The organism is Mesorhizobium sp. WSM3868, assembly GCF_002294785.1.
GTDB lineage: Bacteria > Pseudomonadota > Alphaproteobacteria > Rhizobiales > Rhizobiaceae > Mesorhizobium.
On the sequence record NZ_NSGB01000028.1, the window covers coordinates 29,943 to 44,613 of the forward strand.

The following is a 14,671-nucleotide window of genomic DNA, read 5'->3' on the forward strand; positions in this document are numbered from 1 at the left end:
TCATGCGCAAGATCCTGTCGACGCACCCGCTACATCCGCGCGCGACAAGCATGCTGGCGGGAGCCGGCCGGCTGGTCGTCGCCTCCGCGCTCGATGCAAAAACACTGGCTGCCGAGGCGAAAGACGCAGACATCGTCATCGTCCGAGCGCCGCTGCCGCCGGAGCTGTTCGCAGGCGCGTCCCTGTTGCGCGCCGCAATCCGCCATGGCGCGGGACTGGACATGATCCCGGTCGAGGCGGCCACCGCCGCCGGCGTGCTGGTGGCGAACGTGCCGGCCGTCAATGCCCGCTCGGTGGCCGAACATGTAATGTTCACGGCGCTGGCGCTGCTCAGGCGCTTCCGCATGATGGATCGCGACCTTCGCGCCAGGGGCTGGCTCGCCGGGCGCGAGCATGCCAATTCGACCAGCGAGCTCGCCGGCAAGACGATCGGCATCGTCGGCCTCGGCGCCGTCGGCCAGGCCGTCGGCCACATCGCCGCGCACGGCTTCGACCTCAATGTCGTGGCGACGACGCGTAGCCTGCGCCCGGCGCCCGAGCGCGTCGGCTTCCTGTCGATAGACGCGCTGGTCGAGCAGAGCGAGATCATCGTGCTCTGCTGCCCGCTGACCGAGGAGACGCGCGGCCTGATCAGCCGCGAGCGCATCGCCCGCATGAAGCCCAATGCGCTGTTGATCAATGTCTCGCGCGGGCCGGTGGTCGATGACGAGGCGCTGATCGAAGCGCTGCGAAGAGGCCGCATCGGCGGTGCGGCGCTCGACGTCTTTGCGACCCAGCCGCTGCCGCCGAGCCACCCCTATTTCAGCTTCGACAACGTCATCATCACTCCGCATATGGCCGGCATCACCGAGGAATCGATGATGCGCATGGGCGTCGGCGCGGCGAACGAGGCCTTGCTGGTGCTTGCCGACAAGCTGCCGGTCAACCTGCGGAATCCGGAAGTGATCGAGCGTTACCGTCGGCGCTTTCCTGCCCCCTGACTGCGTCCCTGTCACGACGTTAGCCGCTCAGCAAAGCCTCCACCGCGGCAGCAATTCCGAGCAGACGTCGGTCGTGCCCATGCCTCGCCACCAGCATCAGCCCAGCCGGCAGCTTCGTGCCCGGCATCGGCAGCGAGATTGCACAGAGATCGAACTGGTTGGCGACCTGCGTGTTGCGCAGGAGCAAGCCTTCCGTCCTGCCGCGTAGCGCTTCGTCGCCGGCCATCGCCGCGATCGACGGCGCGACCATCGGCACGGTCGGCAGAGCAAGCGCGTCGACCGCTTGCAGCCGTTCCGCCATGGCCGCGACCAGTTCCGCCCGGCGGCGGATTGTCCTGATATAGGCGGAAGCGGGAACCGTCAGCGCGCGCGACAAAGGCCCGCTGACATGTGGGTCCACGGGCACCGAGGCGCCGGTCGCCAGCCAGTCGGCATGCACCTCCGCACCCTCCATCGACGCGATCGAGGCGCGCACGGTCGCCGCGCGCATCCCGCCGATAAGGTCATCGATCGACAGATCGGCGACGCGTGCGCCTGCCCGCTCCATTTGGCCGGTGCAGGCCTCAAAGGCCGCGGCGACCTCCGCTAGCGTGTCGTCGAACAGCCGGCCGCGCGGAACGCCGATGCGCAGACCGGCGAGCGGGATCGGCTGGAGGGGAACCGGCTCCTCCCCCGCCATGATCGCGTCGGCAACCGCGCAATCAGCGACGCTGCGGGCGAGCGGACCGATCGAATCCAGTGTCGCCGACAAGGGAAACGCGCCGTCCAAGGACACGCGCCGGGCCGTCGGCTTGAAGCCGACGACGCCGTTGAGCGAGGCCGGAATGCGCACCGAGCCGCCCGTGTCCGAGCCGATCGAGATCTGGCTGCTGCCTTCGCCCACCGCAACGCCGGCGCCGGATGAAGAACCGCCCGGGATCAGGCTGGCATCCGCCGCATTGCCCGGCGTGCCGTAGTGCAGGTTGTCGCCGATCGCGGTGAAGGCGAATTCGGTCATGTTGGTCTTGCCGAGGATGACCGCGCCCGCCTGGCGCAGCCGGCGCACGATCGCCGCGTCCTGCGCGGCGGGCTGAGCACCGGCGAACATCGCCGAGCCTGCTCGGGTCGGCTCGCCGGCGACATCGAACAGATCCTTGATCGACACGACCGCGCCATCGAGCGGCCCGAGGCAGACGCCGGCTCTTTGCCGCGCGTCGGCTGCATCCGCTGCGGCGAGCGCCGCCTGCGCATAGAGCTTGACGTAGACCTTTTCGTCAGCCGCGCGATTGGCAAGACGTGACAGGATGATTTCGAGACGGTCGCGCACGGATTGCATGTCGATGTCGGACTCCGCAAGGATGCAACGTCTTTTAAGGCAGCCGATTTGGCTAGCGGATGGATAACCCGGCAAGGGTGCCTTTGCACCTGCCAGCGATAGGAAAGAGACTGATGCTGTACAAAGGCAGTTGCCACTGCGGCAAGGTGGCTTTCGAGGTCGCAGGCGAGCTCGGCGGCGCCGTGCGCTGCAACTGTTCGATCTGCGCGCGCAAGGGGGCGCTGCTTTGGGCCGTGCCGCACGCCAGCATGCGCCTGGTTGCCTGGGCCGACGACCTCGGAAAATACACCTTCGGCAAGGGCGCAATCGCGCATCGCTTCTGCCGGACCTGCGGCATCCATCCCTTCGCCGAGGATGTGAGTCGAGGCAGCGAGCGCAGCGCCTACATCAACATCAATTGCCTGGACGGCATCGATCTCCCCGCCATCGAGGTTTTCGAGTTCGACGGCCGCTCGGCTTAGCCCAGACTACATCGCTCTGCCGACAAGCCGGCGGTATCGGCCGCTTGTCGGCCCAAGGTTATTCAAGCCTGTTTCGGCCCGACGGCGAAGGTCACCAGCGCCGCGAGCAGCGTTGCCATGGCACCGTAGCCGAATGCGCTGGCGACGCCGGCATGGTCGACCAGCAGGCCGCCGAAGACTGCGCCCAGCGCGATCGCCACCTGGAACGTCGCGACCATCAGGCCGCCGGCGCTCTCGGCTTGGTCGGGAGCGGCGCGCACCAGCCAAGTCTGCAGCCCGACCGGCACCGCGCCGAAGGCAAAGCCCCATGCTGCAACTGCGATCGCCGCAATCACCGGTGAAGCGCCGATGGTGAGCATGGCAAGCGCCGACAGCGCGATCAGCAGCGGCGCCAGTCCGACCGCAAGCTTCAGATTGCGCTCGGCCAGGAAAGCGCCGGCGAAATTGCCGAAGAAGCCGCCGATGCCATAGGCGAGCAGCACCAGCGAGATGGTCTCGATCGGCATGACCGGCACCGTCTCCAGAAATGGCCGCACATAGGTGAAGCCGGCAAACTGTCCCGAGGCGACGAGCAGCACGACCAGCAGCGCGATGCGGATCGTCCGCCGCTTCAGCACCTCGATCAGCGTGCGAAAGCTCGCCACGGCCGTCGGCGGCAGGCTGGGGATGGTGGCAAGCTGTACGAGCAGCGTCAGCGCGCCGACGACCGCCGCGATCATGAAGGCCGTGCGCCAGCCCCAGATGTCGCCGACATAGGCGCCGACCGGCGCCGCGGTGACGGTCGCCACCGATACGCCGGTCAGGATGATCGACATGGCGCGCGGCATCAGCCGCATCGGCACCAGCCGCATCGCCATGGCGGCCGACATCGACCAGAAGCCGCCCAGCGCGACGCCCAGAACCACGCGGGCCAGAAGCAGCATCGTGAGCGAGGAGGCGAAGGCGGCAAGCAGGTTGGAGACGATCAGAAGCACGGTGAGCAGCCACATGACCAGCCTGCGGTCCAGCCGCTTGGTGACGATGGCCATCGTGGGTGCTGCGATCGCGCCGACGACGGCCGTCGCCGTCACGGCCTGGCCGGCGGCGCCTTCGCTGACGCCGAGATCCTGCGCCAGCCGCGTCAGCAGGCTGGCGGGCAGAAATTCGGCGGTCACCAAGCCAAACACGCCGAGCGCCAGCGAGACCACCGCGCCCCATACCGGCTCGCTTCGCTCCTCAGCTTCGGTTCTATCGAGAACAGCGGCATCGATGACGCGTGTGGCGGGTTCGGTCATGGGAAAATCTCCGATCTGTTTTGCGGCGCCATTTGGAAGACCGCCAGTTCGGGATCCACCCGTTACAGGCCTGGCGCGCGACGCTGCAGTGCAACATAGGGAGTGACCGGCTGGAGTTTCCATGCTAGAAACGCCGAAATGAATTACAATTCGTCCAAAACCACATTCCCGGCGCCCGGCGATCCGCTGACCGACATGTTGCGCGGATTGCGGCTCGACGGCGTCGACTATGGCCGCTGCGTGCTGGGCGAACCGTGGGCCGTTTCCTTCCCCGCGCAGAAGGCGGCGCGGTTCCATTTCATCGGCCAACAGGGCTGCTGGCTGTTCTCACCGGCCAAGGAATGGATCGAGCTCTCGGTCGGCGACGCGCTCTTGATCCCGCGTGGCGACGAGCATGTGCTGGCGAGCGCGCCGGGCGTTCCGCCCGTGCCGATCGGCCGCTACACGATCGAGCCGGTCTGCGAGAACATCTATGACGTCTCCAACGGCTGCGACGGCTGCAAGACCTTGCTGTTTTGCGGCAGCATGCATTTCAATCTCGACGGCTCGCATCCGCTGCTCGACATGATGCCCGACCTGATGCAGGCGCATAAGCTGATGGCGAACGCCCCGGGCATCCAGCATCTGCTCGATGCGATGGCCGGCGAGGTGACGATGGACCGGGTCGGCTCTGGCGGCATTCTCGCCCGCTTGGCTGACGTGCTCGCCGCCACAATCATCCGCTCCTGGGTAGAGAACGGCTGCGGCGACGCGACCGGATGGATCGCCGCGGTCCGCAATCCTGACGTCGGCAAGGTGCTCGCCGCCATTCATCTGCAGCCCGACCGCGATTGGACGGTGGCGGCCCTGGCCCGATTGATGGGCGCGTCTCGCTCCGCCTTCGCGCAGCGCTTCGCCACCGTGGTCGGCGAGACGCCGGCCAAATATGTGCTGCGCGTGCGCATGCATCAGGCGCGGCAATGGCTCGCCCGCGACGGGATGCGGGTGTCGGTCGTGGCGGCGAAACTGGGCTACGATTCGGAAGCTTCCTTCAGCCGCGCCTTCAAGCGGGTGATGGGTGTCGCGCCGAGCCAGTTGCGCAATGGCGGCGGCGAGCCATCCTGACAGGGCGTTCAGGTCGCTGCCACGCTGGAGGAATTGCCAAGTCTTTTGGACGACGCGTCATTCTCCACCGACAGGAAGCGCCTAAGCTGGCCACAGGAGGAACCCCTCATGGCTAACCAACTCGCAGCGCTTGCGCTCGCCGCGCTCACCATCTCTGCTGGGCAGGCATTCGGCCTCGAAGACAGCTATTTGCCGGCCGACAAGATCCCTTATGTCGTTGAAGCGCCGGACCAGCCGCAGCGCCTCGGCCCGCTATGGGGCTCGCGGACCAAGGGCGCGGCCGGCACGCTGCTCAAAGTTCCCGGCAACTGGCGCGCACCGGTCCACGCGCACACCGCCGACTATCGCGCCGTCGTCATCAAGGGGCTCTGGGCGCATTGGCAGATCCAAGGCGGCGAGGCGACCAAGGTCGAGTTGCCGCCGGGCTCCTACTGGACCCAGAAAGCCAACGAGATGCATGACGATGCCTGCCTGTCCGACACCGAATGCGTGATCCTGCTGATCAACGACACGCCCTACGAGACTTATCTGCCGAAGTAAGTGCAGGCCGATAGCAATCGGCCGGTCCGCCCGCTATCCGGCGTGCCGCAAGCTGACGCCGCTGCCCTTATCGAACAGCACCACCTTGTCCGCGTTCCAGGCAAAGCGGACCGGCTGCTCGATCTCGACGGCGGTTCTCGCCGGCACGGTGGCTCTCAGCATCGTGTCGCCGACCCTCAGCGTCACGATCTTCTCGACGCCGTGGTTCTCGACATCGTGGACTTTAGCCTCGACCGGCGCGCCGCCTTCCAGGTAGACGTCCTCCGGACGGATGCCGAAGACGAGCGGGCGACCGTCGCTCGCGCCCCCCGTCTTTGGCCCCCAAGAAGCCCTGGCGCCCCCGCCAACCGGCAATTCGAAACTCATCGGCGCCATCACCGCGCGGTCGTCGACCAGCTTGCCGTCGATGAGGTTCATCGGCGGCGAGCCGACGAAGCTTGCGACATAGGTATCGCGGGGATTGTTGTAGATCTCCTGCGGCGTGCCGGTCTGCACGATGCGGCCATGGTTCAGCACGCCGACCTTGTCGCCCATCGACATCGCTTCGATCTGGTCGTGGGTGACGAACAGGAAGGTGGCACCGAGCTGCATCTGCAGGTTCTTCAACTCCGTGCGCAGCGCCTCGCGTAGCTTGGCGTCGAGCGCCGACAGCGGCTCGTCCATCAGGAACACGCGTGGTTTGCGCACGATCGCGCGGCCGATCGAGACCCGCTGCATCTCGCCACCGGAGAGCCGGTCGGTCTTGCGGTCGAGCAGATGCTCGATGCGCAGCGTGCGGGCGGCGCGCGCGACGCGGTCCTTGATCTCGGCATCCGGCAGCCGGCGAATCTTTGGCTTCAGCGGAAACTCGAGATTCTGCCGCACCGTGTAGCGCGGATAGAGCGAATATTGCTGCAGCACCAAGGCCACGTCGCGCTCGGCCGCGCTCCAGTCGGCGACGTCGACGCCGTCGATGAAGACCTGGCCCTCGGTCGGTTTCTCGAGGCCGGCGATCATCCGGAGCGTCGTCGTCTTGCCGGCGCCGGTTTCGCCCAAAAGCACGAAGAACTCGCCATCGGCGATATTGAGGTTGAGACCCGTCAGCGCGGTATGGCCGCCGAACTTCTTGGTGATGTTCTTCAGTTCGATATGGGCCATTACAGCCTTACTCCCAGCGACTTGCCGCTTGCCGTGTCGAAGAAATGCGCCTGTTCCGGGTCGATGCGGGCATGAACCTTCTCGCCCGGACCCGACACGTAGCCGGCCTTGGTGCGGGCGCGCAGCATCTTGGAGCCGACCTTGAGGTCGACAATGTCGAAGGAGCCGAGCGGCTCGATGATCTGCGCTTCGACCGGCACGTAGCCGGGAGCGGCATCATGCCGGACGAGCACGCCTTCCGGACGGATGCCGAGCGTCAAGCCACCATTGGAATGCCCGTTGAGCCTGGAGAGGAGCTCGCGCGGGAACTCGAAACCCGTCGGCGCACCGCCGACGGTGACGGAGGCGGCGCCGGCCTGATCGGCGACGCTCGCCTCGGCGATGTTCATCACCGGGCTGCCGACGAATTGCGCCACGAACAGGTTTGCCGGATGCGAGTAGACCTCGTCCGGCGTGCCGACCTGCTGGATGAAGCCCTCGTGCATGATGACGATGCGGTCGGCCAGACTCATCGCCTCGATCTGGTCGTGGGTGACATAGATCGTGGTCGATCCCTGCTTGATGTGCAGCCGCTTGATCTCGGCCCGCATTTCCTCGCGCAGCTTGGCGTCCAGCGCGCCGATCGGCTCATCCATCAGCATCGCCTTCGGCCGCCGCACCAGCGCGCGGCCGATCGCCACGCGTTGCATGTCGCCGCCCGAAAGCGCAGACGGCCTCTTGTCGAGCAGGTCAGTGATGCGCAACACCCTTGCGATCTCGCGCACCGAGGTTTCGACCTCGCTGCTGCTCATGCGCGTGGCCCGCAACGGAAAGGCGATGTTCTCGAACACCGTCATATGCGGATAGAGCGAGAAGGACTGGAACACCATGGCGATGTCGCGGTCGGCAGCTTTCAGGTGCTGCACCGCCTTGCCGTCGATCAGGATGTCGCCCTGATCGATCGTCTCGAGCCCGGCAATCGCGCGCAGCGTCGTCGTCTTGCCGCAGCCCGACTGTCCAAGCAGCACGATGAACTCGTTGTCGGCGATGGCGAGGTTCAGATTATGGATGACCTGGACCGCACCAAAGAATTTCTCGATGCCGCGAAGTTCGATCTGCGTCACTGCCCGGCCCCCTCATGCGTCACGGCGCCGGTTTCCTCTCTCTGCTCCGGTGCGATCTTCGACGTGATGTTGAAGCCGATCAGCCCGATCAGGATGATCGTCACCCCATAGGAATGCAGGCTGAGGCTCCATGGCTGGCAGAGCGCGACGATGCCGAGCACCATGAGGATCTGCGATGCCGGCAAAAGGTACTTCTCGTTGACGGCGCGAAAACTCATTTGCGGATCGCTCCGAAAGTCACGCCGCGAAGCAGGTGGTTGCGCAGCAGGAAGGTGAAGATCGCAACCGGCAGCAGGAACAGGAACGTGCCCGCCGCGATCGTGGTCCAGTCCGGCAGGCCGGAGCCGATCTGCGACGGGATGAAGGGCGGCGCCGTCTGGGCGCGCCGGTTGGTCATGATCAGCGCGAAAGCGTACTCGTTCCAGGCGGTGATGAAGCAGAACACGGCGGTGGCGGCGATGCCGGTTGCGGCCTCGGGCAGCACGATCTTGAAGAAGGCCTGCATGCGCGTATAGCCGTCGACAAGTGCTGCCTCCTCATACTCTTTCGGGATCTCATCCATGAAGCCCTTCATCAGCCAGACCGAGAAGGACAGGTTGAAGGCGACGTAGAGGATGATCAGGCCGATATGGGAGTCGTTGAGGCCAACTGCCCGGTACATCAGGAACATCGGGATGGCGACGACCACCGGCGGCAGCATGCGCGTCGAGAGGATGAAGAACAGAAGGTCCGCCTCGCCGGCGATCTTGAAGCGCGAGAAGCCGTAGGCGGTGAAGGTTCCCATGCCGACGGCGAGAACGGTGCTGACCACCGCCACGATCAGGCTGTTCATGAACCGGTCGGGATATTGCGAAAGCTGCACGTCCTTGCCGACCTTCAGCACTCGCTCGCCGCCGTCGTAGATGCGCTTTTCCCACCAGGGCGCGGCTTCGTAGACTTGCGGGTCGACGGTCTTCTGCATCTGCACGCGCTTGGTGAAGAGCCGCACGAACGGCGTCACCTCGGGCTCGAACAGCACGGTTGGCGGCACGCTGACGGCGAGCTCCTTCGGCTTGAATGCCGTCGAGGCGATCCAATAGATCGGTGCGAGGAAGACCAGCGTGGCGATCAGCACCGCGGCGATGGCGACACGGTTGAGCGCGACCTCGGAAGAAGTGCGGACGGCGGCCATCTCAGCGCTCCTTCACCTTGTTGAGATACTTCACGTAGAGGTTGGTGATGGCCAGCACCATGATCAGCACGATGTAGGCGAGCGCGCAGGATTTGCCGGTGTCCCACTGCTGGAAGGCCTGCTTGTAGAGCCGGATCGCGATCAGCTCGGCGGTCGGCTGAGTCGTCATCGTGTAGGCGATGTCGAAGGTCTTGAAGGCTTCCATGGTGCGGAAGATCAGCGCGATCAAAAGGATCGGCGAGACCAGCGGCAACGTGATGCGGGTGAAGGTGTACCACCAGCTGGCGCGGTCGATCGCGGCGGCCTCGTAGAGGTGCTGCGGCACCGCCGACAGGCCGGCGAGCGACAGCAGCATGACGAAGGGCGACCACATCCAGATGTCGGTGATCGCGACGGCGTAGAGCGCGCTGTCGGGATTGGAGAGCCAGGCGAAGTCGCCGAGGCCGAAGACGTAGTTGATCGGTCCCCAGGACGGGCTGTAGAGCAGCTGCCAGAACAGGCCGACGACCGCCGCCGACATCATCATCGGCAGCAACAGCAAGGTCGTGATCAGGCCCTTCATCGGAAAGCTGCGGTTGAGCAGAAGCGCGAGGCCGAAGCCTACGATCATCTGCCCGGCCACCGACACGATCACATATTTCGCGGTGATGACGAAGTTCGACCAGATGTGATCGTCGCTGAGCAGCTCGCGGTAATTCTGCAGGCCGACGAACTGCCAGGGCTCGCTGCGGTTCGCGGCGAAGTTGGTGAAGGAATAGCCGAGCGAATAGATCAGCGGAAAAATGTTGAAGACGATCAGGAAAACCAGCGTCGGGATGATGAACATGTTGCGGATGGTCAGATCCGACCAGCCTCGCGCGGCGGCCCTGGATGCTGGATCAAGATTGGTAAGGGCTACCGAAGCCAACGGTCGTTCTCCCTGAAAACAGGAATGCCGGAGGGGAAACCCTCCTCCGGCATTCTGACTGTGACGCCTACTTGTAGCGGTTGTATTTGGTGAACGTCGCCTTCCAGTCGGCGGCGGTCTTGTCGAGCGCTTCCTGGGCGGTGCCCTTGCCGCCGACCACGAACGGATAGATGTTCTGGTTCAGCTGATCGAGCACTTCGGCATATTCAGGCGTTGCCCAGAAGTCCTTGACCATGAACATCGTGTCGTAGAAGGCCTTGTTATACGGCGTAGCGTTCTGGAAGGCCTCCGACTTAAGCACGGCCTGGCTGCAGGTGTAGCCGCCGAGCTCGGCCCACTTCTTCTGGGTCTCGTCCTTGATGAACCACTCAAGGAATTTCATCGCCTCGTCCTTGTTCTTCGAGTACGAGACGACGGAGATGCCCTGGCCGCCGAGAGCGGCGAAGCGCTTGCCGTCCGGACCGGCCGGGTTGGCGAAGAAGCCGGTCACGTCGGCATAGGGGTTGGTGGCTTTGTTCACCAGCGGCGGGAAGAAGGCGAAGAAGTTCATGCTCATCGCGGCGAGCCCGCCAGTGATGGCTTGGTTGTCCTCCACGAAGAACGTCTTGCCCCAGCCGGGAGGCGTGAACTTGTAGAGTTCCTTGTACATTTCGAGGCCGGCGACGGCCTCCTTGGAATTGGTGATGCCGTCGACCTTGTAGGTCGCGTAGTCGCCGAGATCGCCGCCATAGCTGAAGATCGCGCTTTCGACGCCCATCGCCATCGCGTCATACGAGTTGTCGGTGTAGATCGCGACGCCGTAGCGCTTCTGGTCCGGACGATGGAAGAACTCGGCGATGTCGCGCAGCTGCGCATAGGTCTTCGGAACATCGAGGTCGTAGCCGTACTTCGCCTTGAAGGCTTCCTTCTCCTTCGGGTCCTCGAACCAGTCCTTGCGGTAAGACCAGCCGATCGCATCGCCTTCCAGCGGGATCGCCCAGTACTTGCCGGAACCGCCCGGGTACTCGGCATAATATTTGATGGTGGCGGGCGCCATCACATCGCCAAGCTTATGCTTGTTGAAGAAGTCGGTCAGATCCACATAGTGGCCCTGCGTCGAGCCGGCGCCCAGCCATTGCGAGTCGCCGACCACCATGTCGTAGGCGTCGCCATGCGCGTTGAACTCGGTGAAGGCCTTGGTCTGGAAATCAGGCCACGGCGTGGTCTGCACCGTGACTTTCACGCCCGTCTCGGCCGTGTAGTCGTTGACGAGTTCCTGCAGATAGTTCGCCGGATCCCATTCCGCCCAGAAGATGGTGAGTTCCTTGTCTTGCGCGCGGACGGATGTCCCGCAGGCAAGCGCCAGCCCGATACCAGCGATCACGCTGGTCACTATCTTGCGCATAGTTTTCCTCCCTTGTGCGCCTTCTACCTTGTCATGCGGGCCGGCATAGTGGTCGGCCCTGGCAGTTCCTCCCGTGACGGCATTTTCCGTTTTCGGGCCTCCTCGCCCGACCGGAAAAATCGATCGCAACCTTCACCCTCGCTCCGCTTTACGCGTCCTGATCTGGTATTACCAATTCAAGAGGGACGTCAAGTTCTTTCTTGTGCAGTCCAAAACGGCTCCACGAGCCGCTCAAAGCGATATCCCTCTGTTTTCTATAATTTTTCATACTCCTTGATATGCGGAGACCTTGTCTTCAGCGGTGTATTGCAGTCATTGTTGTTGACATCCTCTCCAATCTGGTCGAACCAGATTCAGGACATGTCTATTTCGGCTGATGCCGAACCTCCAGTCGCCTTCGCTCCTGATTCCGCCACCGCCGCGCGCACCAGCGCGCCCGCCGCCCACTCGGCGACCGCCATCATGTCACGGCTGTCCAGCCCCCACATATCCTTCAGCACGATCAGCACCTCGACACCGAACATCATCGACAGCGCCTGGGCAAGACGCTTGAACTGGCGCGGCTTGAGCTGACCCTTGAGCGGAGCGATCGCGTCCTTCAGGAGGTCGATCCGATGGCCGCGCTTGAAAGCCGGTTCGGCGCCTAGCGTGCCAGCCTGCCGTCTCGCCCACTGGTCGAGCGAAAGCTTGAGCGCCGCCTTGAACGTCGCCTCGAAAGCCTCGATGCGCGGCATGGCGGAGGCGAAGAGTTCGGCAACCCGCTGTTCCGGATCTTTCGAATTCGATTTCCAGGTCAGGATCGGTCCGAGCCCCTCGTCGACGACCGCCTGCACCAGCGCGGCCTGGCTCGGAAAGTAGCGATAGGCGGTCGCGCGCGACACTTCCGCAGCCTCTGCAACCTCGCTGACCGAAGGCGTCGCGCCGGATTGCATCAGCCGCGTCGCCGTTTCCAGCATCAGCCGCCTGGTGCGGGCGCGGGCCCCCTTCCCGGCTCTCAGCTGCTCGGCGTCATCGGAAGCGGCTTGTTGACGTGAGACATCCATATCAATACGATACGCGCGTCTCAAAAAATTGCAATGGCCGGACCAAGCGCCGGGCCCGAAGCGGCAGGCCGCACCGCCGAGCAGGCCGGCTAACCGAGGAGACGACGGGGAAAGGCGAATGAAGCGTATCTATGTGGTCGGCACCGCCGACACCAAGGGTGAGGAGCTTGCCTTCCTGGCCGACGCCGTCGCCGCCGGCGGCGGCTCGGTCGTCCGCGTCGATATCGGCACACGCGGCGCGACCGTCCCGGTGGATGTCGCGGCAAGCGAGGTCGCCGCGCATCATCCCGATGGAGCCGGCGCCGTGCTCGGCACTGACGACCGCGGACCCGCCGTTGCCGGCATGGGTGTCGCCTTTAACCGCTTCATCCAATCGCGCGACGACGTCGCCGGCGTGATCGGCATTGGCGGCGGCGGCGGCACATCGATTGTCACCGCCGGTATGCGCGCGCTACCGCTCGGCCTACCGAAGATCATGGTCTCGACGTTGGCCTCCGGCGATACCGCGCCTTATGTCGATGTCTCCGACATCGTCATGATGCCGTCGGTAACCGACATGGCCGGCCTCAATCGTCTGTCGCGCGTCGTCCTGCACAACGCCGCCCAGGCGATCGCCGGCATGGCGGCGAGGCCGGCCTCGTCAACTGCCGGCAAGCCGGCGCTCGGCTTGACCATGTTTGGCGTCACCACGCCCTGTGTCACGGCAATCGTCGAGCGCTTGCGCGCCGAATATGACTGCATGGTCTTCCATGCGACCGGCACAGGTGGCCGCTCGATGGAGAAGCTTGCCGATAGCGGCCTGCTCGCCGGCGTCCTTGATATCACCACAACCGAGGTCTGCGATTTGCTGTTCGACGGCGTGCTGCCGGCGACGGAGGATCGCTTCGGCGCCATTGCTCGCACGAAACTGCCCTATGTCGGCTCGGTCGGCGCGCTCGACATGGTGAACTTCTGGGCGCCGCCGACTATCCCCGACAAATATCGCGGGCGGCTGTTCTATGAGCATAATCCGAATGTCACGCTGATGCGCACTACCGCCGAGGAGAGCCGCCGGATCGGCGAATGGATCGGCGGCCGCCTCGCCCGTTGCGACGGCCCGGTGCGCTTCCTGATCCCGGAAAAAGGCGTGTCGGCGCTCGATGTCGAAGGCGGCGCCTTCTTCGATCCGCAAGCCGATGCGGCGCTGTTCGAGGCCATCGAGCACACCATCAAGCCGACCGGGAACCGTATCGTGACGCGCCTGCCGCTGCACATCAACGATCCTGCATTCGCCAAGGCCGCGGCCGAGGCTTTCCTCGACATCGCCAAGAAGTGAGATCCGACAAACATGGCCGCCATCCCGCGCAAAACCATACTGGAAAGGTTCCGCAAGATGATCGCCGATGGCGTTCCGATCGTCGGCGGCGGTGCCGGTACCGGCCTGTCGGCCAAGGCCGAGGAAGCCGGCGGCATCGATCTCATCATCATCTACAATTCCGGCCGTTACCGCATGGCCGGGCGCGGCTCGGCCGCCGGCCTGCTCGCCTATGGCAATGCCAACGAGATCGTCAAGGAAATGGCCTATGAGGTGCTGCCGGTGGTAAAGAAGACGCCGGTGCTGGCCGGCGTCAACGGCACCGACCCCTTCGTCATCATGCCGCTGTTTCTCGCCGAACTGAAGACGATGGGCTTTTCCGGCGTGCAGAATTTTCCGACCATCGGCCTCTTCGACGGCACCATGCGGCAGAGTTTCGAGGAGACCGGCATGGGTTTTAGCCTCGAGGTCGACATGATCGCCGAGGCGCACAAGCTCGACCTACTCACCACGCCTTACGTCTTCAACCCCGACGAGGCGCGCGCCATGACCAAGGCGGGCGCCGACGTGGTCGTAGCCCATATGGGCGTGACGACAGGCGGCTCGATCGGCGCGACCTCGGCGAAGTCGCTGGATGCCTGCGTCGAGGAGATCGACGCCATTGCCGACGCCGCGCGCTCGGTGCGCAAGGACGTCATCCTGCTTTGCCATGGCGGGCCGATCTCCATGCCCCATGACGCGCGCTACATCCTCGAGCGCTGCGAAGGACTGCACGGCTTCTACGGCGCAAGCTCGATGGAACGGCTGCCGGCCGAGGCGGCGATCGCCGGGCAGACGGCGGATTTCAAGGCAGCGGCAATCGGCAAAGCGAAAATGCCAGCAACTAGGTCCAATCTACATTCAGGATTCTCAACGCGGTTTGGCGTTGATTCATTGCGTTCCGAGGGTTCTGATTCGG

Annotated in this window: 15 protein-coding genes; 6 read left to right on the forward strand and 9 right to left on the reverse strand. The window is 64.5% G+C overall.

The features are described 5' to 3' along the window. Nucleotides 1-2 precede the first annotated feature (2 nt). Entirely contained in the window at nt 3-980 is a 978-nt protein-coding gene (locus tag CK221_RS28365) for a hydroxyacid dehydrogenase (RefSeq protein WP_095780114.1), read from the forward strand. Between the two features lie 19 nt (nt 981-999). Here CK221_RS28365 and CK221_RS28370 read toward each other — a convergent pair whose 3' ends face one another. Beyond that, complete coding sequence (locus CK221_RS28370) at nt 1,000-2,295, reverse strand: amidase (protein ID WP_095780115.1); 1,296 nt, start codon at nt 2,293-2,295, stop codon at nt 1,000-1,002. A gap of 113 nt (nt 2,296-2,408) precedes the next feature. Here CK221_RS28370 and CK221_RS28375 point away from each other — a divergent pair, with 113 nt between their 5' ends. Further along, nucleotides 2,409-2,756: a GFA family protein gene (locus CK221_RS28375; protein ID WP_095780116.1), complete on the forward strand. Its 348-nt coding sequence runs from the start codon at nt 2,409-2,411 to the stop codon at nt 2,754-2,756. 62 nt (nt 2,757-2,818) lie between these two features. On the opposite strand, the gene CK221_RS28380 is transcribed toward CK221_RS28375, so the two are convergent. Continuing rightward, the gene (locus CK221_RS28380) at nt 2,819-4,030 is read right to left on the reverse strand and encodes an MFS transporter (RefSeq protein ID WP_095780117.1); all 1,212 of its coding nucleotides are present in this window, start codon (nt 4,028-4,030) and stop codon (nt 2,819-2,821) included. Nucleotides 4,031-4,168: 138 nt separating this feature from the next. Here CK221_RS28380 and CK221_RS28385 point away from each other — a divergent pair, with 138 nt between their 5' ends. Then, nucleotides 4,169-5,134 carry an AraC family transcriptional regulator gene (locus CK221_RS28385; protein ID WP_095780118.1) on the forward strand — a complete coding sequence of 322 codons (966 nt, stop codon included), beginning with the start codon at nt 4,169-4,171 and terminating at the stop codon, nt 5,132-5,134. A 108-nt stretch (nt 5,135-5,242) separates the two neighbouring features. Then, nucleotides 5,243-5,674, forward strand: a complete 432-nt coding sequence (locus tag CK221_RS28390) for a DUF4437 domain-containing protein (protein WP_095780119.1) — start codon at nt 5,243-5,245, stop codon at nt 5,672-5,674. A 33-nt stretch (nt 5,675-5,707) separates the two neighbouring features. On the opposite strand, the gene CK221_RS28395 is transcribed toward CK221_RS28390, so the two are convergent. From CK221_RS28395 to CK221_RS28425, 7 genes are all read right to left on the reverse strand, one after another. After that, nucleotides 5,708-6,811, reverse strand: coding sequence for an ABC transporter ATP-binding protein (locus CK221_RS28395; RefSeq protein ID WP_095780120.1), 1,104 nt, complete (start codon nt 6,809-6,811; stop codon nt 5,708-5,710). Continuing rightward, nucleotides 6,811-7,914: an ABC transporter ATP-binding protein gene (locus tag CK221_RS28400; RefSeq protein ID WP_095780121.1), complete on the reverse strand. Its 1,104-nt coding sequence runs from the start codon at nt 7,912-7,914 to the stop codon at nt 6,811-6,813. The genes CK221_RS28395 and CK221_RS28400 overlap by 1 nt, the downstream gene beginning before the upstream one ends. Further along, nucleotides 7,911-8,132, reverse strand: coding sequence for a hypothetical protein (locus CK221_RS28405; RefSeq protein ID WP_066989971.1), 222 nt, complete (start codon nt 8,130-8,132; stop codon nt 7,911-7,913). Before CK221_RS28405 ends, CK221_RS28400 begins: the two co-directional genes overlap by 4 nt. Beyond that, nucleotides 8,129-9,085: a carbohydrate ABC transporter permease gene (locus CK221_RS28410; protein ID WP_066989974.1), complete on the reverse strand. Its 957-nt coding sequence runs from the start codon at nt 9,083-9,085 to the stop codon at nt 8,129-8,131. The genes CK221_RS28405 and CK221_RS28410 overlap by 4 nt, the downstream gene beginning before the upstream one ends. Before the next feature lies 1 nt (nt 9,086). Next, the gene (locus CK221_RS28415) at nt 9,087-9,992 is read right to left on the reverse strand and encodes a sugar ABC transporter permease (protein WP_095780122.1); all 906 of its coding nucleotides are present in this window, start codon (nt 9,990-9,992) and stop codon (nt 9,087-9,089) included. Between the two features lie 67 nt (nt 9,993-10,059). Further along, nucleotides 10,060-11,376, reverse strand: coding sequence for an extracellular solute-binding protein (locus tag CK221_RS28420; protein ID WP_066989980.1), 1,317 nt, complete (start codon nt 11,374-11,376; stop codon nt 10,060-10,062). 353 nt (nt 11,377-11,729) lie between these two features. Next, nucleotides 11,730-12,419: a TetR/AcrR family transcriptional regulator gene (locus CK221_RS28425; protein WP_095780123.1), complete on the reverse strand. Its 690-nt coding sequence runs from the start codon at nt 12,417-12,419 to the stop codon at nt 11,730-11,732. Nucleotides 12,420-12,537: 118 nt separating this feature from the next. On the opposite strand from CK221_RS28425, the gene CK221_RS28430 reads away from it, so the two are divergent. Beyond that, on the forward strand, nt 12,538-13,734 hold the full coding sequence (locus CK221_RS28430) for a Tm-1-like ATP-binding domain-containing protein (protein ID WP_095780124.1): 1,197 nt from the start codon (nt 12,538-12,540) through the stop codon (nt 13,732-13,734). Between the two features lie 12 nt (nt 13,735-13,746). Beyond that, nucleotides 13,747-14,671: phosphoenolpyruvate hydrolase family protein (locus CK221_RS28435; protein ID WP_245430765.1), on the forward strand; the 925-nt coding region annotated here is incomplete at its 3' end.